The following is a 20,204-nucleotide window of genomic DNA, read 5'->3' on the forward strand; positions in this document are numbered from 1 at the left end:
CGGCCCGCAAACTGCGTCAGCGCGGCGAATAGGGCAAGAGCTTCGAGAGCAAGGGTGCCTCAACCGGGCGAACGGGCGAACACGGCGATCTCAAGCTTGCGCCCGCCATTGAGGTTGAAACCGTTGATCGTGGTCACCAGGCGCGGCTTCGCCGGCTGGCTCGCCAGGGCCGCCTTGAAATCGTCGGCGAAGCGGCTTTCGACGAAGGCGACGCGGCAGCCGGGCTGATTCAGGAAGGCCGCCGCGTCCGCGCCGCTTGCAGCCATCGCGAGCTTCGTCCCGGTCAGGAAAACGAGGCTCGGCTCGCGATAGCCCAGCGTTACCACGGCCGGATCGGCGCAGCCGGCAGCCTTGAGCGTCTCCGCCAGACGCGGCGACAGCTTCAGCGAGCGCAGGCTCTCGATGGCGAAGGGATAGACGGCGATCGTCAGCAGCAGGCTCGCGAGCACGCAGCGCCAGAGCGCGCCTTCGAAATCGAGCCGCCGGAAGGCCGCGACGACGCTGCCGGCGCAGAGCAGGACGAGCGCGAAGAACGGCAATGCCAGCCACGGCACCGCCCGGTCGAGCGTCCAGTTGCCGAACAGGATCGTCGCCATCAGCGCCAGCGGCACGATCACGACGAGGCAGGCGGTCAGCACGGCGCCGCGTCGATGGCGGTTGATTCCCCCGTTCAGCACGGCCAGCAGCAGCAGCGCGGTGATCGCCGGATAGAGCGGCAGCACGTAATGCGGCAGCTTCGTCGGCACCGCCTCGAAGATCAGCCAGGACGGCACGATCCAGGCGATCAGGAACAGGATCTGCGGCTCCTTGCGCCGAACCCAGGCGAAGGGCACCGCCATCGCTGCGAAAGCCGCCGCCGGCCAATAGGTCGCAAAGAAGAACAGCAGGTAGAGCCCGGGCGGCCCCCAATGCTTCTCCTGCCCCTCGGCGACCTTGCCGAGCATGTCCTGCCCCACGCTCTCGGCGAAGAAGCTGCCGCCGGTCTTGACCATGATGGCGACGAACCAGGGCAAGGCGACGACGAGGCAAAGCAGCAGGCCAGGGCCGAAGCGCAGCGGCTTCAGCCAGCGGAAGGAGCGCTGGCTCGCGCTGAGAACGAGAATCGCGAGGCCCCAGACCATCGGCACGATCGGCCCCTTGATCAGCAGGCCGAGCGCGGTCGCCGCCCAGAATACCAGCCAGTTGCGCCGGTCCGGCACGAAGGCGAGCGAGCGCGTCCAGTCGAGCCATGTCCGCGCCAGCGCGCCCATCGTCGCGACGGCGCAGGCCGCCAGCAGCGCATCCGTCTTGGCGATCCGCGCCTCGACGCCGAGCAGTACCGCAGCCGCCATCAAGGCGGCGCCGAGCAGGGCGAGTGGCGGCGAAAGGAAGGCCAGCAGCGCCCAGTAGGTCAGCAGCACCGTTGCGGTCGCGCCGATCAGCGAGGGAATGCGATAGAGCCAGATCTGCGTGCGCGCCTCGGGGATGCCGACGGCCTCGCCCGCCCGCACCGCCGCGCTCTGCAGCCAGTAGATGCCGACCGGCTTCTTGTGGCGCGCCTCGTCCTGGAATCGGATATCGACGAAATCGCCGGTTTCGAGCATCTGCTTACTCGCCTGCGCGAAGCGCGGTTCGTCGCGGTCGAGCGGCTGGAGCGTGCTGAAGCCTGGCAGGAAGGCGGCGAGCGACAGGAGCAGGAGGAAGATGCAGGCGCGCAGATGGCTGGCGGAGGCCGCATCCCTGACCCGGTCGATCGCTGGCGTGAGCGAAAACATCATCCATCCCCGCGGCCGCCCGGCCGCACCTGTCCTGAAAGTCGATTCCCGCCCGATGGCGGGCCTTTCGGGCGCGATCAAGGCGAGGCCGCGCGGGTTTACGCTGCCGGGGAAGGGTCGGCAAGCATGGCGGGGCAGCAATGCCGACGCAGGCCGTCAATCGTCGGACGAGTCTTCGCCGATTCGAATTGCCTGAATCATCCGCGGCGACAAGGTCATGGCCTGACTCGTTACCGGCGCCACCGGGGCTGTAAGGGCCGACAGATCGACGGGCAGTTCGCACGCTGCCTTCGGAGCGACCCCATACGAGGAGCCGAGCGGGGCCAGGCTCACCGTCTTGACGAAACCGGGCTCCGCGAGGGCCGGGGACGAAAGAGCCGCCGCGAGGGCGGTGATGGCGACGAACCGCAACATGGCTGTACTCCGCATCGGCCCCCACTCCTATAACCGGGGTGAAGGTCGCCTGTTCCGTCGGATGGAAGCGAGGGAACTGGACGACGCAGGAGAACAATTCCGTTCAGCCTGCGTTATGCTTCCGCGTGCTTCTATCGTTGAAGCAAAAGGAGAATGCCATGCATCGCGGTGTAACCTCTGCCCTCCTGGGGATCGGCCTAGCTGCAATCGTGGCCTCGGCTCAAGCAGGCGAAGCCTTACCCTCTGGTGTCGCGCAGCGCCTCGACAACGCACCCGTCGAATTCTCGATGACGGCTGCGAAACGCGAACGTCTGATGATCATTCAGCAGAACACGGCCCGGCAGCGGCATTACCGCGGTGGCGGCTATGGCCGCGGCGGTGGAGGCTACGGCTATGGCTATGGTCGCGGCGGGTACAACCGAGGCTATGGCAACGGCCCGCGCTATGGGGGTGGAGTGCGGCTTCAGCCGCCGGCGTCGTCCTTTGGCTGCGGCGGCGTCCCTTGCCGCCGGTGGTAGCCACACAGGTTGATCACGATCCCGGGATGGTTGCCCGGGCCATGCTCGCCAGCGACCGGAATTGTCGCGGCGAGCAGCTGGCACGCGAGCGCCGAACGGCGCTCCTCGTCGCAGCGCATGAAATGGTTCACCAGCGGCTTCCAGTCCGGATCGATGCAGAGCTGCGACTCGTTCCGGAATCAGGTCAAGCGACTCCGCGCGGACTGCAGCGGCGAGGCCGCGATCAGGGTGGGATCGTCAGCACCTGCCCCGGCTTGATGAGGTTCGGATTGTTGCCGATGACCGCCCTGTTTGCGGCGTAGATCACCGACCATTTCGACTGCGTCCCATAATATTTCTGGGAGATCATGCTGAGGTTTTCGCCTCGCTGTACCGTGTGCATCCTCGATACCGGACCTGGCAAAGGCGGCGGGCTGGGCGGCGGCCGCGGGCCTGGTGGCGGCGTGGGCGCAGGGCCGGGAGGCGGCGCCGGCTTGGGGAAGTCCGGCGGCGGCTTGAAGCTGTAGTTCCGGTCCACGAAGAACCCGCGGATCTGATAGTCAGTCGCGTTCAATGCGCTGATCGTGAAGCGCTTCGTTGTCGGATGCGCGTAGATGAAGGTTGTGGTGTTCTCGTTATTGGGGTCGTAGAGCTTGAGGATCGGCCCGCCCGGCGATGGCGAGCTTTGGCAGGCGCTGACCAAGACATGGTGGCCTGTGAATGCGCCGAGCTTGATCAGGAAAAGAGGAACCGGCCGGTTGGCGGCGATCGAGCGGCGGATCAAATCGTATTCGCTGGCGACGCTGTCGACATACAACTGATGGAACATGAAAAAGATCGTGCTGCGCATCAGGCGGGGCACCGTGTACGCATGGGCGCTTACCTGGCGCGAATAGATGTGTGCGTTGAGCGGCGTACGAACCGGCGGAGGATCGGAATCCTTCGGGATGGGTTTCCGGGCGTAATGATGATCGAGCGCGCTGTAGACCATCCCGCCGCACAGATTCTCTCCGTGCGGCCCGCCGGGATGCAGCTCCCATTTTATGTCGCTGTTGCTGAAATGATAACCTTGGATCGCCGGCATGAAGGTCGTTTGAAGCATCGCTTTTCGCCTTCCCCGAACCGCACGTCCTCTTCTGCGAAACCCGGATGTCGACATGCACGGGTGGCAGTGGTTCTGTGTCGTCTCGCCAAGCAGGATAGGAACCGCTAACGGCGTCGGGCATCCTTCAAACTGACGACACGGCGAGACTCTGCCGGCGGCGGAGACGCGCCTGCTGTCAGCCGGCGCGGTCTTCGAATGGGAGGATCAGCAGTCCGAAGAAGCCAGCAGCTGAGCGCTACCCGGCGCTACCCCGACCTGGCATGTCGGTAGCAACCCCAGATGCCAGAACGCGCAAGCATCTGGGGCTTCTGAAGAAAATGGCGAGCCCGGCTGGATTCGAACCAGCGACCAGCAGCTTAGAAGGCCGCTGAAAAATGGCTTTTCTCAAGCGCCGTTCTCACATGTTCGCGTAAATCCCCCTCATTGCAATCGTTGGGGAATTTCGAGGTGTCAGAACGCCGCCCTGCCCCGTTCTCTGCCCACCCAGGCCCCTCGCCATGGGTGAGCGGAGCAAGATCGAGTGGACCGATCACACGTTCAATCCGTGGATCGGTTGCACCAAAGTCTCGCCGGCATGTGATCACTGCTATGCCGAGGCTATGATGGACGCGCGCTATGGCCGCGTTCGATGGGGCGCCGGCGAAGACCGAGCTCGGACCTCGGCGGCGAACTGGCGCTTGCCGATCCGCTGGGACCGCGAGGCCGCGGCTACCGGAACCCGGCCCTTCGTCTTTTGCGCTTCGCTGGCCGATGTCTTCGACAACGAGGTCGACCCGCTTTGGCGCAGCGACCTCATGGTGCTGATCGAGAAGACGCCGAATCTCATTTGGCTTTTGCTGACGAAGCGCATCGGCAACGTGGTCAAGATGACCGACCCGGCTCGCGGAAATCGTATGCTGCCGCCGAACGTCGCGCTCGGCGCCACGCTCCCCAACCAAGTCGAATACGATCGCGACCGCATCAAGCTCCGCGAGGCGGGCGCCGCAAACGGCGTGCTGTTCACCTTCGGCAGCTTCGAGCCGATGCTCGGGCCGGTCATTCTCGACTGCAACGCGCCGGACTGGATCATCTGCGGCGGCGAAAGCGGCTCAGGTGCGCGCGAGATGGACCCCGCATGGGCTCGTCACCTTCGCGACGGGAGCAAGCGCTTCGGCCGCGCCTTCTTCATGAAGCAGATGACCGGCAAGCGTCCCATCCCGGACGACTTGCTGATCCGTGAACTGCCCAACCCGAAAGCCTCCCCCCATGTCTGAGCGGGCAAGCACGAAGGGGCTGATCTTCGACAGCTTCGCCGGTGGTGGTGGCGCATCGCTCGGGATCGAGTGGGCGCTTGGCCGCGGCCCTGACTTCGCGGTGAACCACGATGCGGATGCGCTGCTCATGCACGCCCGCAACCATCCCCAGACAATCCATCTCCAGGAGAACATCTGGAAGGTCGATCCGCATGCCGTGTCCAAAGGCAAGCCCGTCTTCCTCCTATGGGCCTCGCCGGACTGTCGGCACCATTCGAAGGCCAAGGGCGGCAAGCCCGTCTCGCGGTCCGTGCGAGGACTGGCCGACGTGATCCTGCTCTGGGCGCAGGAGGTGAAGCCTCAGATCATCCTCTTGGAGAACGTCGAGGAGTTCCGCGACTGGGGACCGCTTGGTGAGGATGGGATGCCGATCAAGGCCAAGAAGGGCATGGAGTTTGCCCGCTGGGTCCGCGGGCTCGAAGCTCGCGGCTACATGGTCGAGTTCAAGGAACTTCGGGCCTGCGACTACGGCACCCCGACGATTCGGAAGCGCCTCTTCGTCGTCGCCCGGCGCGACATGAAGCCGATCATCTTCCCGAAGCCGACCCATGGCGCGGGCCTCAAGCCCTATCGCACTGCGGCCGAGATCATCGACTGGTCGATCCGGGCGCCGTCGATCTTCATGACCAAGGTCGACGCCAGGGCGGAAGGTCTCAACATCATCCGCCCGCTGGCCGACAAGAGCATGGCCAGGATCGCCAAGGGCTTCGACCGCCATGTACTAAAACGAGCAAAGTCCCAGAAGGGCGCGTTCGTCGTAGGCATGACCACCGGCGCGTCCGCTCCATTCGTAGGCGTCAATCGGTTCGAGAGCGACGGCCAGCCGATTGACGTCTCGATGCCGACAGTCACCGCCAACAGCTTCTTGAAGCGCCCTGGCGCGGGTGGCCCGCTCTCCGTGATTGCCCCGATGCTGAGCTATGCCCAACAGGGTGGCGGATCGCGGCCGGCTGACGAACCGCACCACACGGTGTGCGCCAACGCCAAAGACCAGAACCAGGTCATCATGGGCTATCTGGTCTCGCGCTATGGCGAGCGACCCGGCCAGGAGCCTCGCTCGCGCAGCCTGGAGGAACCTGCCCCGACGATCGTTCCGACCGGGAACGGCGGCGAGCTGGCGGCGATCTACCTCGCGCAGCACAACCTAAACGCCATTGGTCGCCCGGCAGACGAACCCACGGCCACACTCGCGACGGCCGGCGCCCAGGTGCAGCCTGTCATGGGCTTCATCGCCAGCATGCAGAACAACACGGCGCGCGGCGCGGTCGACGAGCCTGTTGGCGCCGTGCTGGCGGGTGGCAATCACCATGCCGTCGTCACGCCGTACGTGTCGGAGATGCGCGGTCGCAGCGAGGCTCGCGGGGCAGATGACGCGCTCTCGACGGCTACTGGACAGGCAACGCATGGCCTGATGGCCCCGTTCATCGGCAGCTATTACAGCGAAGGCAGCACCGACGCCGCGGCCGACGCACCCATGCCGACCGTTCCCACGAAGGCGCGGTTCAGCCCGGTCCATTGCCATATCGCTGTGCCGCCGATGACGCCGGCCATGCTGGAGCGCGCCAAGATGGTCGCGCGCTTCCTTCATGCTCACGGCGTCTGGCACGACCCCGATGTGCTGGTCGAGATCGCCCCTGGCCTGATCGTCTGGGACATCGGTATGCGGATGCTGACGCCCCGCGAGCTCGCCCGGGCGCAGGGCTTCCCGGATAGCTACGACATCACTGCGGGCGGCCAGCTTACGGAGACCGCGCAGCGCCACAAGATCGGCAACTCGGTTTGCCCGCAGGTCGCTGCCGCCATCGTCCGCGCCAACTGCATCGAGGCGCTCACCCGACCAGACCTCAAGCGCCGCAAGCGCTGTGTCCTGCCGCGCTTCGACGACATCCGCCCTGACAATGATCCGACCCACGACCTTTTCGGGAGGGCGAGCAGATGATTCCAATGTTGGCCCCCCCAAAATCGAACCGCATTCGACGACCGATCCGCGTTGAAGGCGAGTTGGCGTTCATTCCCCTCAGCCAAAGCCTTGAAGCCGTCATTGATGCCGCCGACGTCCCAATTGTGGAAGGCTACAACTGGCACGCAGTGCTCAATCGAAACGTCTACTACGCGAGAGCGTGCGGAGCTCGGGGGGCTGCCTCTGGTCGTCGAATGGTTCCGCTGCATCGACTTCTGCTCAGGCCGCCTGAGGGCGTGTTCGTCGATCATAAAGATGGGAATGGCCTGAACTGCCGTCGCGCTAACATGAGATTGGCCACGGCTTCCGAGAATACCCACAATCAACGCCGCAGTAGGCACAACACCAGCGGGCGCAAAGGCGTGTCCTGGGACAGCGGCCACAATAAGTGGTCCGCACTTATCACAATCGGTCGTCGGCGGATCAAATTGGGCTTCTTTGCTGACATCGAGCTGGCGGCGGCCGCCTACGCCGAAGCTGCGCGCAAGTATCATGGCGAATTCGCGAACTTTGGGCATCGGGATGCCTCAGCTGCCGAACTAACGCCGGCTCTGGAGAACGGCCCCGCAGGTCTCGCGGATGCGCACTCTAAAAATCCCCCGGAGGCAGAGCATGGCTGAGAAGATGACGATCCCGAGCTACGTTCGGAAGAAGGAAGGCGCGGGCTTCGAAGGCGAGGTCCGCTCCATCTATGCCAGCCGCAAGGGCGTTCACATGGCGGTCGTCGAGATCATCGACGGCCCCTTCGCCGGCATGCAGCACATCTATCGGCTCGATCAGCTTGAAGCAGCCTCGCCGTCGCCTTGGTTCGAAGCCGGCCGCCGCGCCCTCGACGAGGCGAGCCATGACCGGCGAGAAGGACTGGCAACCGATCAAGTCGGCGCCTAAGGATGGTCGCGACATCGAAATCCGCACGTTTGATGGGTTCGAAATGCTGGCCCGCTGGGAACGCCACGGCTTCGAGGACGAGGACGGCAAGAGCGTGGGTGCTTGGGTCGCCACCGAGGAAGAGAAGCACCCGCCCTGTTGGACTGATGGCGCTTGCTGGGCATCCAACGCGGACGAGGTTCAATCCGACCAACCGATGATGTGGAGGCCCACGTCATGACCTCTGAGAAGGACGCCCCCGCCGTGATGCCGGGGGTGGAGGAGATCGCGCGGCTCACCGAGTAGTTGACGTATAGTAAATTGAACTGCGATCATCGGGCCATCGACCCGGAGTTCTTGGCATGAAGATCATCTCAGTCGTAGCATCGCTGCTCATCCTGCTGCCTGTCATTGGCGCATCGGCAACTGAAGTCAGAACGCCGCGGGCGATCGCACAGCCGGCCCCGGCTGGTTGCCCATTGAAGAATGGTGGATACCGTACTGTCGGAACTATCTGCACCAATGCCTGCGGCATGGCCACCTGCGATGTCATCAGATGTGGCACTGACCGCCGTTGGCACGATGTCAGGCAATGCTGGTTTACGCACACTCCCGGATGCCCTGAAAGCTGTGGCTAGACTGGCGCTCTATACGAGTGAGTAGACCGCCGAGATCCTCTTTTCTCGCCCGCTGGTGGCTGCTGATCCCGATGGCGGCCGGCGCTGTGGTCTGGTGGGCTGTCTGGTTCGGCCAGGCGCGGAGGCTTTGGGCCAGCTTGTTCCACTGACAACCTAGAGCAGATGCCCACTCGAACGGGCCGCGTCCTCAAATGCCTGCCTCGCGTCTCCGGCTGGAGCGGTGCCCCGTAATGCTGCCATGCAGGTCGAGACTGCAAGCTGCCAAGCCTGTTCCCCACCGTGGTCCTTCCAACCCAGTAGAAACTCAGCGGCACGCTCGACGTTCGAAACGGCATACGGCTCGCCCGTCTTGGGCATTGAGACGTAGACCGGAGGGTTGAACCAATGCAGAGGCATGAACCCAATACGCTGGCCGTCCGCAATCGTTCCGTCAGATCAGCATGGCCTGCGCAGGCCGGTCCTCTGCGCCGCCGTCACCATCTTTCTCCCGCCGCGGGCGACGCAGCGCTCGTCGGCGGGGATCACCTTCAACCAAATTTCACGCTGGGGGCGCCTTGAGAATCTGACGAAACGCAACTTCCCGCGGGCTTGATACCCCTAAGCGTCCCTAAGCGTCGCTGTAATGGGACTGCAGGAGGTTTGGTACGATGTCGATCAAGGAGATCATTCGATCAAAGCTGCCGCCTTCATTTCTCCGCTTCCAAGACGACTGGCGAGGTCGATACGCGTTGAGCCGCGAGCAAAAACTGCCATTCTCAAGCATTTCTCTAAGACGATTCGCCACGATAGATATCAATAATATCTGGCAAGATAATAATATTCATCAATACTGGAATGAAGATCACAGAATCATCGGCGATATATTCGGATTAGGCGAATATAATCTCGCAGTTAGCCCCGATTGCCGGCAAACAATCTACTTTCTTACAATGGGCTTACGTCCAAAACGCGTCCTAGAGATAGGTACAAACGTTGGCGGATCGGCGCTTTATATCGCCGCAGCACTAAAGCGCCTGGAATCGGGCGGAAAACTAGTCACGGTAGATATCGTTGACGTTAATCACCCGGCTTCGGCACCTTGGGTTGATTTTGGAATGAAAAATAGTCCATCAAAATACGCAAAAGAATTGAATCTTGATAATATATCTTTTCATAAAAGCGACAGCATTGAATTTCTTTCAAAATGCGATGAGAAATTTGATCTGATATTCTTGGACGGAGACCACTCCCCCAAGACAGTTTATAGAGAGACTTCGCTCGCCCTCAAGCGATTAAGCGAAGGAGGAATAATATTATTGCATGATTATTACGATGGATTACGCCAATTCAACCCTAATGGAGAATATATAATCCCAGGACCATTTGTTGCCTGTAAAAGAATTCATTCTGAAAATCCCGAGATCGAAGCGCGTCCGATTGGAATAAGCCCTTCTGGCAAAAATCAATGCAACGTTACAAGCTTAGCACTCCTTGGAAGAGTTGGACCTTAATCGGGCTTTCTTGACCCAAGAGAATCGCTGTCGCCGTCCTTCTTGCCTCCGCGCGCGACTATATCGAGAGAGCCGTCGGCAAGCGGCCGCTGTAGCGCCCTCGCCTCCTCCCACGGTGCCGCCATCCAGGTCTCGCACTCCTCTGGCGTCGTCAGGATGACAGGCATCGCCTTCGGGTGCACGGCGCCGACCTCTTCATTCGGATCTGTTGTGAGGAAGGCGTAGAGGTCAATCGTCTCCTCGCCGGTCTTGATCTTGCGCACGCTGGCCCATTGCGGCGCCCAGATGCCGGCGAAGAAGGCTGTGGGCCGCTCCTCACCGAACGCAAACCAGATGTCCTGCTTGGTGCTCCAGTCGAACTCGCTGAAGCTGTTGAACGGCACGAGGCACCGGCTCTCGACGCCAAGCCAGCGCTTCCAGTGGGAGCTCGACGTGTTTCGGACATTGGTCGTCCCGCCGTCCGGCTCCATGCGGAGCATCAGGTCGAAATCGACTTCCTTGCCCTTCGCCCTGAGCTTGTCCGCCCGCTTCGTCGCGTTATCGAGCAACGCCTTCTTGGACGAGGGCATGCCCCAGCGCGTCATCGCCAGTCGCGGGCCGCCCTCGTCGTTCCTTACGATCGGCGCGGCATAGTCCGGGAATATGCCCGGCAGCGGCGGCACGTTCACGCCGGCATCGTTGAACTTGGCAAACAGTTTCCTGATCGCTTCAACGTTCCGGGTGTGACTGTAGAGATTGCACATGGGGCCTCCGGTATTGGCCTATCCTGCACCCAGCGAACGCTCGAACAAGTCCCCCTGGGGTATCGGCGGCTTTGGCCGGTGGTGGAACAGGTAGTAATCGCCCCCGTGGTCTACATCACCGAGGTAAGGGCCGCTCACTTCGCAATCGTAGTGCTCGGCCATGGCGTTCAGCCAGTTCATCCCCGTTGTCGCGCTGAAGTCATCCACCGAGCAACCGCCGGTGTGGCCCTGGTCGCGTGTTTCCTTCAGCGACTTGATAACGCCATCGATCGCGCTCGGGTTGACGTACTCTGAGCTGATGTAGGCTTCGGGGTCAAAAGTCTCCGCCTCCCACGCGACGCTTTCGTCTCGCTGGAGCGTCGGGGCTACTTGGTAGCTGGTCATCCTTGCCTCCCTCGATCAGGTTGAGCCCGACCATTGACGGCGGCAGATCGGGCGGGTCGGACCGGCGCAGGTCGGGGCAATAGCCGCCGCATCGCATCCCGTATTTCTGCGGCTTGCGCGCCGGATTCCAGGGGCGCCACTCGCATCCTTCCATGAAGGCGACGACGATCGACCCGATCGTGATCCGGCTGCCATGCTTTGCGGCGATATCGGCAAGTTTGAAATTGCCGCCCCGCCGGCACCAAGGGCACCGCAGGCGCACGACCACCCACGGATAGTCCCGCAGCGGCGTCTCTTCGTCCGGCGGCTTCATCGCTCATTCGGCCTCGCGGGCTGGCCGCGCTCCCTCCGAAAACCGACCGCGCAGGAAACCAAGTGAGGCTGCTCTGTCAGCGTCCCTCAGAAGCTCTTCGCGATTGTGAAGAAGCGCTCCGATCGCGGCGCGCGCGTCGCCCCCAAACTCCGCCAAGACGGAATCGATTTTGCCCTCCACGGGCTTTTGTTCAGGCGCCTGTTTTGGCACGGCTGATGACATGGCTTGCGTCCTCGGATATGAGAACATTATGAGAACAAACTACATCAGGGAGTCAAGCCGTGGCCAGCGTCGACACGTTCTTCCTCCAGCCCTTCAAGACCCACCGGAAGCGTCTGGTGCCCGGCCAGCGCGTCCTCGCGAAGACGAAGCACCACGCCTTGAATGAGGGCGAGCGCCTGGGCCGGACCGCGGAAGGCGTAGCCGTTATCCACGTCACCGCCGACGATGAAACCGGCGAGGTCAGCGCGCTCGACGTCCTGGCGCGCCACGGCGCCATCCCCGAGGAGTTCGAGGAGCAGATCAGGGCACTATGAAACGCAACCCGCGTCGCGCCTACAACAAGGACGGGAGCGAAATCCAGCCTGCTACGGTCGCGAGCCATTTGGCTCTCGGGCGACGGAAAATCGAGATCTACTGCAACGAATGTCACCACCATGCGCACGGTATCGACGTCAGCGGCCTCCCTCCCGAGACGCCCATTCCTGACGTCTGCTTGCGCTATCGCTGCTCCGTCTGCGGCTCGAAAAACCTTATGTCACGGGGCGACACCCATGAGCACTACGAGTTGATCGAAGCCGCCCGAAAGGGAACTATCTGATCTCGATCCGGTTCGCTCATCCACCAGGCTCAACCGCTAGAGGCCTGGCTGCGATCGGGAGCAAAACATGATTCCTGACGACGGAGAAAAAGCTGGAGGGGGCACTGGCGATCAGGAGGCCGGATTGGTCGCCCGCTTGCTCGAAATCATCGCCGTGGAAGGGCTGATCAAGCCCGAGCTCCTGGACTCCCGTGCGACGGTCGACGACGTCGGATTCACGATCGACGACCTGACGCTTATCGGGAATGCGATCGAGCGCGAGTTCGATTGCGACATGATGCCCGATGAGGCGATGCAGCAATGCCGAACCGTCCGTGAACTCGTGGTGCTGATCGGCCGTCGGATACAAAGCGCGCGGGCTGCCGATTGATTGTTCTCAACGGCATCCGAATCTGACACTCCGCCAACATGCCTTACCCGCCCGACAATCCGCCGCACGTCTTCTCCATCCTCGCCGGCCGCGAGGTCTCGACTTGGTCGGAAGAGTGGAAGCACGAGTGCGAGGTGCGATTCCTCGCCGGCCTGCCGCTGCGCGAACGAAACGATGCACTCGACGGAGTGAAGGACGGCCTTCGAGGCATGAAGAGCATTCGCGGCGATGCCGCCGTCGCGCACCTCCGCACCGAGATCGATCGCTATGCCGCGCTGAAGACCAAGCCTTAGATCAGCTTGTAGACCGATGCCTCGTCAGCCTCCTCGCGCAAACCCTTGTAGGAGGCGTGCCGCAGTTTGCCGTCGTCCGTCCACGCCCGGAACGCGACCTCGGCTACGAGTTCGGGTCTCGTCCACCGAACGCCCTTGCGGTTCTTCATCACGGCTGGCGGCTTGTCGACGATCATCGCGTCGAGCTGCTTCTTCAACGCGAGGCCGCTGGTATGCGTGAAGCCGGTACCAACACCGCCGACATAGGCCAGGCCCTTCCCCTGCCTGGCCGCGAGCAGGAGACGACCGATGCCTCCGATCGCCGCAGCGGACGGCTCATATCCGATGATCGCAAAGCTCTCAGTCTGCACGCACTTCACCTTCAGCCAGTCGCCGCCCCGGCCGGAGCGATATGGAGCAGACCGTCGCTTCGCGATGATACCCTCAAGCCCCATCTCGCATGCAAGCTTGAGGAAGGGCGCACCGTCAGCGTTGATCTCCTCGCTCAGGCCGATCGAGCCATGAGGCTGTGCTGCCAGCACGTCGGCGAGCATCTCGCGGCGCTCCGATAAGGGCTGTTCCCGCAGATCGTGGCCATTGAGATAGAGCAGATCGAAGGCATAGAGCCTGGCTTCCGAGGCGAAGCGTTTACCGCCGCGGCCGCCGAGCGCCTTCTGCAGCGCGCCGAAATCGGAAGCGCCACGCTCGTCGAGCACCACGGCCTCACCGTCCAGGATGGCACTGTCGACGCCGAGCTCGAGCGCATCATGCGCGATCGTCGGAAAGCGGCTCGTCCAGTCGTAGCCGCCTCGGGTGATGATCCTGACGCGCTTGCCGGCGATGTGGATGGCAAGACGATAGCCGTCCCACTTCACCTCGAAGGCCCAGTCATCCCCAATCGGCGGCCTGCTCTGAAGCTTCGCGAGGCAAGGCTCGACCCGATCGGGCATGGGGTCGGCGAAGAGGTCACGCTCGGCCTTGCGCCGCCGCGCCACCGGGCCCTTGATCACCTCCGCGGGAGGCCCAGCTCTGAGAACTCGACGCGCGCGCATCGAACGCAACTCCACAACGCAACGAGTCGCGAACTGACAGAAGGGAGAATCGTTCCGAGGAACCACCCTGCCCTTCGAGCAGTTGCTCTGGATTAGAGGGAGACGCACCTATGCCGTTCGAACCTATCGCCACGCCGACGAAGCCTACGCCGGCCAACGACCGGGGCTCCCCTCGCATCGCCTCCATCGACGAATACGAGGCCGCGACAGAGCGCGTGCGCGCGCTTGCTGATTACCCCGAAGGGACGCCCCAGGCCGATGAACTGGCCGGGCTCGTGGAAGCCATCATGGAGTGGGACAAAACCCACGATGACGCGACCTCTTGGCATTAAAGAGACCGCCTATGCCTCGCTATCGCTTCATCACCAACAACGGCGGTGACCACGCTGTCGAGATCGAATGCCAGGATGACAAGGTCGCGCGCGAGGAAGCCAGAAAGGCGTTCGCTGAAGCCGCGCATGATGCGCTGGTCGATGCGGACGACTTTGAGATGACGATGACCGTGGAGGCGAAGGGGAAGGTCATCTACCGGGCCAGATTTTCCTTCGATGGCGGCGATGTGAACTAGACCAGCGGATCAGCGCAATAATTGCTAGGCCGCGGGAACAGATAGAAGGTCTGGTTCGTTTTGCGGCCTGGAACTGGAAAAATTGCACCATGCAGGTTTTGTCGGTGTGCCGTTTCGAAGCGGGCTGGGCATTTCGCGACGTGACCGGCGAAACCTATGGCCACTGTCCTGATATTCAACATACCTATCAGGCCGCTCAGCAGATGGCGCGCCGCATCGGTGCGCACATTGAGTTTTCCGCCGAAGCCGAGAGTCACTACAGGGCGGCTATCGCTGGTCGCCCGGTTCCGATTGACACAGCAACGCAACCGCCACCAAAATCCTCGCGGCGTTTTCATGCGCTGCTGGGGCGCATTTTGGGACGCAGAGGATATGAAACCGACAGTTGAGGCCTACACTGTCGCGTTGCCGTGGTACGAGCACAACGATTATCGCCGCCTTTGGGAGCTCGCCCACGACCGCGATGAAATGCCTGGAGATTATGAGACTTGGCACGCCGCCGCGCTCAGCGTCATGAATGCATGGCTCGCGCGCGGCCGAGCCCTTCAAATCGTCACCATCAGACCTGACGAATTCCTCGGTTGGTTGGAGGCCGAGAGGCTTCCAAACACAGCCGCCACGCGGCTCAAATACGTGGAGCAGAAGGCGGCAGGAGCCGGCAGCGAGACAGGCGGAATAGGTGTAGCTGCCGATTCCGGCAGGCTTTCAAATTCGGAGAGCTAGCCCGCGGAACAGCGAACACCCGGCGCCGTTGAATCGCCGGAGCGTTGCGTGAGGTGTTCCCATGGTTGCCCTGCGAAAGCCGGCCGAGCTGCTACCCCGTCGCCATAGTGCGGTAAAGCGCGAGCTTTATCGAGAGCGGTGCAAGGACGAGGACGGGAACCGCTACACTGTCATCGTCTGGAGGGATTGGCCAGGCACAAGCCTGACCTCGTACACGCTCGAAGATGGAACGCCGGTCCACTATGAGGATGAGTGCTACTTTCTTATTGAGCCAAGCCGGAAAGTGCTGACCCGTTGCGGCGATTAGTTTGCTACGAGATTGGCAATGCAAGATTCCAATGTTCAAATCCCGCCAGTCCAGTTCCCACAATCATTCGCTCGGATGCCGATTATCGGCGGGTGATGGATCGGATTATGGAGATAACGCACGGGACTGGCACGGAACCGCAGCAGCATGAGTTTGGCCACCTGCTCGAAATCGCTGAGCATTGGGAAAGCACGGTGGGGCACAGATGAGCGGAGAAAGCCGGTGAGACGATGCAGCCGTCGCGCAAGTCCGGGCTGAGATTGATCGCTATCCCCGTCTAAAATCGTCGCCGAACTAGAGATCCCAGCGGCGCGATGCGAACCATGCCAGGGCAGCGACAGCCATCATACCCGCAGCAACGACAATCGGATCCTCCATGGCTCACTCCTGTGGGTCGGCGATGTAGAACCCGAAGGCCGAAGCGCAGGCCAGAACAACGCCCATCGCTAGCAAGCCCATTTTAGCCTTCTCCCTGACGATGCAAGAGCAACCGCCCGGAACTGGCCATTGTTCCGCCGCGTGTCGGGGGAACATCGCATTCAGCCAAGAGGAAGAGATCGGCTGGCGAAGGCCTCGTTCGGAAGCAGCCGGTACATCCGCGACTAACTCCGATCGAAGGCGGAAGAAGCGAGCGGGCACCGAATCCCCGCCGCTGATCGGCATCAAATGCGCCTTGACGGGCGGTAGCCCATTGCCCTTGCCTGCTTGCGGCCCTCATTGCGTGCCAGCAAGTTCAGGTACTCCCACTCGCGAAGCGCTGCCCATAGTTTCAAGTCGTAGGTGGGCGGTTGAGCCAGCTGGCTTTCGTTCGTGATCAGATTGATCTCGCTCAAGCCACCCTCGTTATGGTCGGTGCATCATTCGAGCCGGACCCTAGGCCCTCTTGAAGCGACCAACCCTGTCAAAAGACAGAAGCGCGGGAATACGAAAAACCCCGCCAGCCGGATCTCCGAGGCGATAATGATTGGCGGCCACTCAAAAGACATAGACAAGCCATGTGGAAGGAGCATGATCAGCGCTGCAGTTGTCTCCATCCGCTTTTGGAAATGACCGCTGGCGGCGCGCATTGACGCCGCCTAGGCGAAGACCTGTCATGCATACCGGAAAAGGCTCTTTGGTCCTGCGCAATGGGCGCAGGCTCCCTCTCACCTTCCAATTTGGCAGTGACTACGACGACACTCGTGCAGGCCATCTTCTCTGCGATACATCCGCGATCGACCCGGCTGCGCTGCAGGATCGGCTGAAGGTCGTTTGCGATGACGGAACTGCTATCGTCGTTGCGGTGATGCATTCCAGCGATCGATATCTGGCCGTTACAGGGCGGGTTCTGGCGGCCGCGGCCTGATAAAGCTATCCATCATACACAGATGCTGGAACGGCGGGCCAGGCGTGAGGCGAGACGCTCCGTAGCGAGCCGTTAACGACGCACACGCCATGATCAAGCGGAACGCTTAGCGAGGACTGCCGCAAGCGTCGAAATCGTATCGAGAATTTGCCGTGGGCTGCAAGGCGGGCCCAGCGCGACGTCATTCGCCAGAAGCGCGAGTCGTTGGTTGACGTTACTCCGCTGTCTTACGGGATAAGTGCTACTTAGCGACGCCGACTGGGAAGATTCTAATGTGCTGTGAGAAACTAAACCTCGAAAGCGACGCCTATCGAGGTTTCATCCCGCCATTTCACGAGAGCAGAGCGCTCCCGACCTAAGATATCGGCGATGACGCGCACGCGTCCCTCGATCTCAACATTCGCCGGTACACGGAGCATTGCCCCACCTGCTGATAGATCGCGGATGATGCAGCTGTAGACCGCGCCTTGATCCGTGACGACCCTCGCCATCTCTACCATCCGATTGCGTTTTGATGTTCGGGGGAATTCGGCCATGCGACGGCTATAGGGCATCAATGCGCGAGGTGAAATGGCCTAGCCTACCGATGGCACAGGGCCCTTGAAAACCGCAATGGCCAGCACTTAAATTATCGTCCACCGCGCCCCAGCGCGGAACCAGACCCATGTGCTTCTAGGAGAATATGGCTATGGCACCGATGCCTTCCGACGAATTCGAGCGGCCGGTCGTCATTCTCACTGGGCTCGGCATTCCGACTTCGGTTTCTTCAGCGATGGAAGCCTACATGTTCCTCGCCGACTGGCCGCACACTCAGCGAGACGCGGCCCATGCCTTCGCGATAAAGGCCTGTTTGGCCGCCGTCCTCGGAGAGATCGAGCCTGAGACAGCAAAAGGCCTCTTTGCATCCTGGGCGGAGAAGAATGATATCCTGGCGCTTGAGCCAGCTTCCTTCGCCAGCAGCCGGAAGGCGGGCTCCCACGGCACCGCCTGAACAAAAAAAGCCCCGCCAGCCGGAGCTGACGGGGCCGAGGTTCATTCCGAGGCGTAACTGCGAGGGAACGCGCGATGGCGCAAATCGGAGGGATGCGCGAGGGGGAGACCGAAATTCCCTTTCGGCCCCGTTCACGCTCCGACAGGAGCGCTATGGAACCGGGTCGCCGGCCTGCGGTTGAAAGCAGCGGACGCCGCGCATCGCGGTTTTCTCTCTGACGGCATCGATACCGAAAAGCGGAGTAGACATGGCCGAGGCTCCGCAGGTTTCGCGACGCTCCCGCATGCGCCAGTTCTTCCGCGTCGCGTTGCGCTACTGGTGCGGCAGAACGCGTTGGCGGGCCTGGGCTCTGACGATCACCGTCCTCGTCTTCATCGCGGCGCAGACCGCCGCCGCCGTCGGCATCAATCGCTGGAACCGCTGGTTCTTCGACGCTCTCGAAAAGCGCTACGTGGCTGCCGTCTGGGCGACAACCGGTTGGCTGCCCTTCCTGCTGGGAGCGGCCGCCCTCTCGATGTGCGGCCTCGTCATCAGCCGCATGCTGCTGCAAGTGCGCTGGCGCGAGAACCTGACCCGCCGCCTCTCCGGCTGGTGGATCGCCGACCAGCGCTATTACCGCCTGGGCTTCCTGGCCAAGAACATGACGGCGCCGGAATACCGGATCGCCGAGGATGTCCGCCTTGCGATCGAGCCGCTGGTCGAGCTCGCGATCGGCCTGATCACCGCCTTCGTCACCGCCGCGACCTTCGCCGCGATCCTCTGGCAGGTCGCGGGCTCGGCCGAGTTCGCGCTAGGCGCTAGCACGATCGTGATCCCCAGCTACATGGCGATCGCCGCGGTGGTCTATGCCGCGATCGCCTCGCTCGGAGCCTATCTCGCCGGCCGGCCGCTGGTCGCGCGCGTCGCCCACAAGAACGAGATGGAGGCGCAGTTCCGGGCCGAGATGACGCGGCTGCGCGAGAATGCCGAGAGCATTGCACTGATCAAAGGCGATGCAGACGAGCGCAGCTCGGCTAGCGAAAGCTATGCGAAGGTGGTGGCCGCCTGGCTCCAGATCGTGCGCCAGCAGGGCATGATCGCGCTGGTGCTGAACACCAACAGCGCCCTGTTCCCGATCGTGCCGCTGCTGCTGATCGCGCCTAAATTCCTGACCGGCACGATCACGATGGGCGCCGTCGTGCAGGTCGTCGCGGCCTTCAGCGCCGTCCAAGCCGCCCTGATCTGGTTCGTCGACAATTTCGTGCGATTGGCCGAGTGGTTCGCCTCGGTCACCCGCGTTGACGAACTGATGGAGGAGCTCGAGGCGCTGGATATCGGCACGATCATGGAAAAAGAGGAGCGGATCGCGCTCGGCGAAAGCGACGACGGCGCGGTCCATCTCGACAACCTCTCCATCGCCCATAGCAATGGCCGCGTTGTCGTCGCCGATGCCACCGTCACCATCCCGCAGGGTGCAAAGGTGCTGATCGCGGGCGAGAGTGGCTCAGGGAAGAGCACGCTGATCCGGGCGCTGGCCGGAATCTGGCCTTGGGGCTCGGGCTCGATCCGCGTGCCGGCCGGTCAGTCGATCGCCTTCGTGCCGCAGAAGCCCTATCTGCCGAAGGGCAACCTGCGCACCATCCTGCTCTATCCGGATTCCGACCGGGACATCCCGGACGATGCGATCACAGCGGCGCTGCAGCGCTGCGGGCTAGGATACCTGGCCAAGAAGCTCGATCTAGAGGAAGAGGACTGGGACCGCGTACTTTCCGGCGGGGAGCGCCAGCGCGTCGCCTTCACCCGCCTACTACTGCAGAAGCCCGACATCATCGTGATGGACGAGGCGACCTCAGCGCTCGACGAGGAAAACCAGGCTTCGTTGCTCAGGCTGTTCGACGAGGAACTGAACGCGGCGACGCTAATCAGCGTTGGCCATCGGCCGGGGCTGGAGGATTATCATGACCAGAAGATCACGCTGGAGCGCCGGCCGGCGGGGGCGCATCTGACATCGCGGCGCCTCAGGAAGTCGCTCTGGCGCGTGTTCAGGAACCGCAGCGCCGCCAATGAGGACGAAGGCTCCGAGGCCGATCGTGGCCGATGATGCCGGCGGTTGGCGCGGGCGACGATCTGCATCGGCTTGACGAAGCGTAGCGCGATCACAAGTCTGATCGGCGTGGTGACCAGGTAGATCACCGCCATGGCATCGATCAACTGCACCGTGCGAACACCGGCGGCGAAGACCGTAGTAAAGCGCGACGGCGAGCGTCTGGTGGTCATCCTGCTCGTAGTGAAGGGTTCATTAAGGGAGCGATCAGCGTTG

Annotated in this window: 28 protein-coding genes, 1 tRNA gene and 1 pseudogene; 17 read left to right on the top strand and 13 right to left on the bottom strand. The window is 62.4% G+C overall.

What is annotated here, in order from left to right:
• Positions 1–59: 59 nt before the first annotated feature.
• From FHT98_RS02830 to FHT98_RS26095, 3 genes are all read right to left on the bottom strand, one after another.
• Entirely contained in the window at positions 60–1,757 is a 1,698-nt protein-coding gene (locus FHT98_RS02830; protein WP_142112238.1) for an ArnT family glycosyltransferase, read from the bottom strand.
• Positions 1,758–1,910: 153 nt separating this feature from the next.
• Positions 1,911–2,168 carry a hypothetical protein gene (locus tag FHT98_RS02835; protein ID WP_142112241.1) on the bottom strand — a complete coding sequence of 86 codons (258 nt, stop codon included), beginning with the start codon at positions 2,166–2,168 and terminating at the stop codon, positions 1,911–1,913.
• A gap of 463 nt (positions 2,169–2,631) precedes the next feature.
• Complete coding sequence (locus tag FHT98_RS26095; protein WP_185745052.1) at positions 2,632–2,817, bottom strand: hypothetical protein; 186 nt, start codon at positions 2,815–2,817, stop codon at positions 2,632–2,634.
• Here FHT98_RS26095 and FHT98_RS26775 point away from each other — a divergent pair.
• Positions 2,804–2,944, top strand: a complete 141-nt coding sequence (locus FHT98_RS26775; protein WP_142112243.1) for a neutral zinc metallopeptidase — start codon at positions 2,804–2,806, stop codon at positions 2,942–2,944. The genes FHT98_RS26095 and FHT98_RS26775 overlap by 14 nt on opposite strands.
• Here FHT98_RS26775 and FHT98_RS26100 read toward each other — a convergent pair.
• The gene (locus FHT98_RS26100; RefSeq protein WP_185745053.1) at positions 2,910–3,767 is read right to left on the bottom strand and encodes a LysM peptidoglycan-binding domain-containing protein; all 858 of its coding nucleotides are present in this window, start codon (positions 3,765–3,767) and stop codon (positions 2,910–2,912) included. The two genes, FHT98_RS26775 and FHT98_RS26100, sit on opposite strands and share 35 nt — an antisense overlap.
• Positions 3,768–4,088: 321 nt before the next feature.
• Positions 4,089–4,163: transfer RNA gene (locus FHT98_RS02855), tRNA-Arg, on the bottom strand.
• 104 nt (positions 4,164–4,267) lie between these two features.
• On the opposite strand from FHT98_RS02855, the gene FHT98_RS02860 reads away from it, so the two are divergent.
• The 5 genes from FHT98_RS02860 to FHT98_RS02880 are packed head-to-tail and all read left to right on the top strand — an operon-like array spanning position 4,268 to position 8,130.
• Positions 4,268–5,023 (top strand): DUF5131 family protein, encoded by a 756-nt coding sequence (locus tag FHT98_RS02860; protein ID WP_142112247.1) that lies wholly within the window; start codon positions 4,268–4,270, stop codon positions 5,021–5,023.
• Complete coding sequence (locus tag FHT98_RS02865) at positions 5,016–7,001, top strand: DNA cytosine methyltransferase (protein ID WP_142112249.1); 1,986 nt, start codon at positions 5,016–5,018, stop codon at positions 6,999–7,001. Before FHT98_RS02860 ends, FHT98_RS02865 begins: the two co-directional genes overlap by 8 nt.
• Entirely contained in the window at positions 6,998–7,642 is a 645-nt protein-coding gene (locus FHT98_RS02870) for an HNH endonuclease (protein ID WP_142112252.1), read from the top strand. The genes FHT98_RS02865 and FHT98_RS02870 overlap by 4 nt, the downstream gene beginning before the upstream one ends.
• A complete protein-coding gene (locus FHT98_RS02875) occupies positions 7,635–7,910 on the top strand; it encodes a hypothetical protein (protein ID WP_142112254.1) in 276 nt (91 codons plus the stop codon). Before FHT98_RS02870 ends, FHT98_RS02875 begins: the two co-directional genes overlap by 8 nt.
• On the top strand, positions 7,867–8,130 hold the full coding sequence (locus FHT98_RS02880) for a hypothetical protein (RefSeq protein ID WP_142112256.1): 264 nt from the start codon (positions 7,867–7,869) through the stop codon (positions 8,128–8,130). The genes FHT98_RS02875 and FHT98_RS02880 overlap by 44 nt, the downstream gene beginning before the upstream one ends.
• Before the next feature lie 550 nt (positions 8,131–8,680).
• On the opposite strand, the gene FHT98_RS26780 is transcribed toward FHT98_RS02880, so the two are convergent.
• Entirely contained in the window at positions 8,681–8,923 is a 243-nt protein-coding gene (locus tag FHT98_RS26780; protein WP_142112258.1) for a DUF982 domain-containing protein, read from the bottom strand.
• Positions 8,924–9,174: 251 nt separating this feature from the next.
• Here FHT98_RS26780 and FHT98_RS02890 point away from each other — a divergent pair, with 251 nt between their 5' ends.
• Positions 9,175–10,017, top strand: a complete 843-nt coding sequence (locus tag FHT98_RS02890; protein ID WP_142112260.1) for an O-methyltransferase — start codon at positions 9,175–9,177, stop codon at positions 10,015–10,017.
• On the opposite strand, the gene FHT98_RS02895 is transcribed toward FHT98_RS02890, so the two are convergent.
• From FHT98_RS02895 to FHT98_RS02905, 3 genes are read right to left on the bottom strand one after another with little or no spacing between them, the layout of a single operon-like run.
• Positions 10,014–10,760, bottom strand: a complete 747-nt coding sequence (locus tag FHT98_RS02895) for an SOS response-associated peptidase (RefSeq protein WP_142112262.1) — start codon at positions 10,758–10,760, stop codon at positions 10,014–10,016. The genes FHT98_RS02890 and FHT98_RS02895 overlap by 4 nt on opposite strands.
• Positions 10,761–10,778: 18 nt before the next feature.
• Entirely contained in the window at positions 10,779–11,144 is a 366-nt protein-coding gene (locus tag FHT98_RS02900; protein ID WP_142112265.1) for a hypothetical protein, read from the bottom strand.
• The gene (locus FHT98_RS02905) at positions 11,074–11,457 is read right to left on the bottom strand and encodes a hypothetical protein (RefSeq protein ID WP_142112267.1); all 384 of its coding nucleotides are present in this window, start codon (positions 11,455–11,457) and stop codon (positions 11,074–11,076) included. Before FHT98_RS02905 ends, FHT98_RS02900 begins: the two co-directional genes overlap by 71 nt.
• 281 nt (positions 11,458–11,738) lie before the next feature.
• On the opposite strand from FHT98_RS02905, the gene FHT98_RS02915 reads away from it, so the two are divergent.
• The 3 genes from FHT98_RS02915 to FHT98_RS02925 all read left to right on the top strand — a co-directional run bounded on the left by FHT98_RS02915 (position 11,739) and on the right by FHT98_RS02925 (position 12,940).
• Positions 11,739–11,993 (top strand): hypothetical protein, encoded by a 255-nt coding sequence (locus FHT98_RS02915; RefSeq protein WP_142112271.1) that lies wholly within the window; start codon positions 11,739–11,741, stop codon positions 11,991–11,993.
• Between the two features lie 351 nt (positions 11,994–12,344).
• Positions 12,345–12,647: a hypothetical protein gene (locus tag FHT98_RS02920; protein WP_142112273.1), complete on the top strand. Its 303-nt coding sequence runs from the start codon at positions 12,345–12,347 to the stop codon at positions 12,645–12,647.
• A gap of 38 nt (positions 12,648–12,685) precedes the next feature.
• Positions 12,686–12,940, top strand: a complete 255-nt coding sequence (locus FHT98_RS02925; protein WP_142112275.1) for a DUF7696 family protein — start codon at positions 12,686–12,688, stop codon at positions 12,938–12,940.
• On the opposite strand, the gene ligD is transcribed toward FHT98_RS02925, so the two are convergent.
• The gene (ligD, locus tag FHT98_RS02930; protein WP_142112277.1) at positions 12,937–13,971 is read right to left on the bottom strand and encodes a non-homologous end-joining DNA ligase; all 1,035 of its coding nucleotides are present in this window, start codon (positions 13,969–13,971) and stop codon (positions 12,937–12,939) included. The two genes, FHT98_RS02925 and ligD, sit on opposite strands and share 4 nt — an antisense overlap.
• Positions 13,972–14,081: 110 nt before the next feature.
• Between ligD and FHT98_RS02935 the strand changes: the two genes are divergently transcribed.
• The 4 genes from FHT98_RS02935 to FHT98_RS02950 all read left to right on the top strand — a co-directional run bounded on the left by FHT98_RS02935 (position 14,082) and on the right by FHT98_RS02950 (position 15,262).
• On the top strand, positions 14,082–14,303 hold the full coding sequence (locus FHT98_RS02935; protein WP_142112280.1) for a hypothetical protein: 222 nt from the start codon (positions 14,082–14,084) through the stop codon (positions 14,301–14,303).
• Positions 14,304–14,314: 11 nt separating this feature from the next.
• On the top strand, positions 14,315–14,539 hold the full coding sequence (locus FHT98_RS02940; RefSeq protein WP_142112282.1) for a DUF6894 family protein: 225 nt from the start codon (positions 14,315–14,317) through the stop codon (positions 14,537–14,539).
• Positions 14,540–14,628: 89 nt separating this feature from the next.
• Complete coding sequence (locus tag FHT98_RS02945) at positions 14,629–14,928, top strand: hypothetical protein (protein ID WP_142112284.1); 300 nt, start codon at positions 14,629–14,631, stop codon at positions 14,926–14,928.
• Positions 14,912–15,262, top strand: coding sequence for a hypothetical protein (locus FHT98_RS02950; protein WP_142112287.1), 351 nt, complete (start codon positions 14,912–14,914; stop codon positions 15,260–15,262). Before FHT98_RS02945 ends, FHT98_RS02950 begins: the two co-directional genes overlap by 17 nt.
• Before the next feature lie 969 nt (positions 15,263–16,231).
• On the opposite strand, the gene FHT98_RS26105 is transcribed toward FHT98_RS02950, so the two are convergent.
• Positions 16,232–16,402: a hypothetical protein gene (locus FHT98_RS26105; RefSeq protein ID WP_185745055.1), complete on the bottom strand. Its 171-nt coding sequence runs from the start codon at positions 16,400–16,402 to the stop codon at positions 16,232–16,234.
• 260 nt (positions 16,403–16,662) lie between these two features.
• Between FHT98_RS26105 and FHT98_RS02955 the strand changes: the two genes are divergently transcribed.
• Complete coding sequence (locus FHT98_RS02955; protein ID WP_142112289.1) at positions 16,663–16,914, top strand: hypothetical protein; 252 nt, start codon at positions 16,663–16,665, stop codon at positions 16,912–16,914.
• 287 nt (positions 16,915–17,201) lie between these two features.
• On the opposite strand, the gene FHT98_RS26785 is transcribed toward FHT98_RS02955, so the two are convergent.
• The gene (locus FHT98_RS26785; RefSeq protein ID WP_142112291.1) at positions 17,202–17,468 is read right to left on the bottom strand and encodes a PilZ domain-containing protein; all 267 of its coding nucleotides are present in this window, start codon (positions 17,466–17,468) and stop codon (positions 17,202–17,204) included.
• Between the two features lie 134 nt (positions 17,469–17,602).
• On the opposite strand from FHT98_RS26785, the gene FHT98_RS02965 reads away from it, so the two are divergent.
• Together FHT98_RS02965 and FHT98_RS02970 are read left to right on the top strand one after the other, a co-directional pair.
• Positions 17,603–17,905, top strand: coding sequence for a DUF982 domain-containing protein (locus FHT98_RS02965; protein WP_349236261.1), 303 nt, complete (start codon positions 17,603–17,605; stop codon positions 17,903–17,905).
• A gap of 247 nt (positions 17,906–18,152) precedes the next feature.
• On the top strand, positions 18,153–19,985 hold the full coding sequence (locus FHT98_RS02970; RefSeq protein ID WP_142112293.1) for an ABC transporter ATP-binding protein/permease: 1,833 nt from the start codon (positions 18,153–18,155) through the stop codon (positions 19,983–19,985).
• Here the strand turns inward: FHT98_RS02970 and FHT98_RS02975 are convergent.
• A pseudogene (locus FHT98_RS02975) lies at positions 19,985–20,153 on the bottom strand (ABC transporter permease); the annotation flags it as partial. The gene FHT98_RS02970 and the pseudogene FHT98_RS02975 sit on opposite strands and share 1 nt — an antisense overlap.
• Between the last annotated feature and the right edge of the window lie 51 nt (positions 20,154–20,204).

Source organism: Allobosea sp. AK1, assembly GCF_006714945.1.
GTDB classification, from domain to species: domain Bacteria; phylum Pseudomonadota; class Alphaproteobacteria; order Rhizobiales; family Beijerinckiaceae; genus Allobosea; species Allobosea robiniae.

Coding starts and splice junctions, on each gene's coding strand:
- FHT98_RS02830 (WP_142112238.1), bottom strand. CDS start 1,757: ATGATGTTTTCGCTCACGCCAGCGATCGACCGGGTCAGGGATGCGGCC.
- FHT98_RS02835 (WP_142112241.1), bottom strand. CDS start 2,168: ATGTTGCGGTTCGTCGCCATCACCGCCCTCGCGGCGGCTCTTTCGTCC.
- FHT98_RS26775 (WP_142112243.1), top strand. CDS start 2,804: ATGAAATGGTTCACCAGCGGCTTCCAGTCCGGATCGATGCAGAGCTGC.
- FHT98_RS26100 (WP_185745053.1), bottom strand. CDS start 3,767: ATGCTTCAAACGACCTTCATGCCGGCGATCCAAGGTTATCATTTCAGC.
- FHT98_RS02860 (WP_142112247.1), top strand. CDS start 4,268: ATGGGTGAGCGGAGCAAGATCGAGTGGACCGATCACACGTTCAATCCG.
- FHT98_RS02865 (WP_142112249.1), top strand. CDS start 5,016: ATGTCTGAGCGGGCAAGCACGAAGGGGCTGATCTTCGACAGCTTCGCC.
- FHT98_RS02870 (WP_142112252.1), top strand. CDS start 6,998: ATGATTCCAATGTTGGCCCCCCCAAAATCGAACCGCATTCGACGACCG.
- FHT98_RS02875 (WP_142112254.1), top strand. CDS start 7,635: ATGGCTGAGAAGATGACGATCCCGAGCTACGTTCGGAAGAAGGAAGGC.
- FHT98_RS02880 (WP_142112256.1), top strand. CDS start 7,867: ATGACCGGCGAGAAGGACTGGCAACCGATCAAGTCGGCGCCTAAGGAT.
- FHT98_RS26780 (WP_142112258.1), bottom strand. CDS start 8,923: ATGCCTCTGCATTGGTTCAACCCTCCGGTCTACGTCTCAATGCCCAAG.
- FHT98_RS02890 (WP_142112260.1), top strand. CDS start 9,175: ATGTCGATCAAGGAGATCATTCGATCAAAGCTGCCGCCTTCATTTCTC.
- FHT98_RS02895 (WP_142112262.1), bottom strand. CDS start 10,760: ATGTGCAATCTCTACAGTCACACCCGGAACGTTGAAGCGATCAGGAAA.
- FHT98_RS02900 (WP_142112265.1), bottom strand. CDS start 11,144: ATGACCAGCTACCAAGTAGCCCCGACGCTCCAGCGAGACGAAAGCGTC.
- FHT98_RS02905 (WP_142112267.1), bottom strand. CDS start 11,457: ATGAAGCCGCCGGACGAAGAGACGCCGCTGCGGGACTATCCGTGGGTG.
- FHT98_RS02920 (WP_142112273.1), top strand. CDS start 12,345: ATGATTCCTGACGACGGAGAAAAAGCTGGAGGGGGCACTGGCGATCAG.
- FHT98_RS02925 (WP_142112275.1), top strand. CDS start 12,686: ATGCCTTACCCGCCCGACAATCCGCCGCACGTCTTCTCCATCCTCGCC.
- ligD (WP_142112277.1), bottom strand. CDS start 13,971: ATGCGCGCGCGTCGAGTTCTCAGAGCTGGGCCTCCCGCGGAGGTGATC.
- FHT98_RS02935 (WP_142112280.1), top strand. CDS start 14,082: ATGCCGTTCGAACCTATCGCCACGCCGACGAAGCCTACGCCGGCCAAC.
- FHT98_RS02940 (WP_142112282.1), top strand. CDS start 14,315: ATGCCTCGCTATCGCTTCATCACCAACAACGGCGGTGACCACGCTGTC.
- FHT98_RS02945 (WP_142112284.1), top strand. CDS start 14,629: ATGCAGGTTTTGTCGGTGTGCCGTTTCGAAGCGGGCTGGGCATTTCGC.
- FHT98_RS02950 (WP_142112287.1), top strand. CDS start 14,912: ATGAAACCGACAGTTGAGGCCTACACTGTCGCGTTGCCGTGGTACGAG.
- FHT98_RS02955 (WP_142112289.1), top strand. CDS start 16,663: ATGCATACCGGAAAAGGCTCTTTGGTCCTGCGCAATGGGCGCAGGCTC.
- FHT98_RS26785 (WP_142112291.1), bottom strand. CDS start 17,468: ATGCCCTATAGCCGTCGCATGGCCGAATTCCCCCGAACATCAAAACGC.
- FHT98_RS02965 (WP_349236261.1), top strand. CDS start 17,603: ATGGCACCGATGCCTTCCGACGAATTCGAGCGGCCGGTCGTCATTCTC.
- FHT98_RS02970 (WP_142112293.1), top strand. CDS start 18,153: ATGGCCGAGGCTCCGCAGGTTTCGCGACGCTCCCGCATGCGCCAGTTC.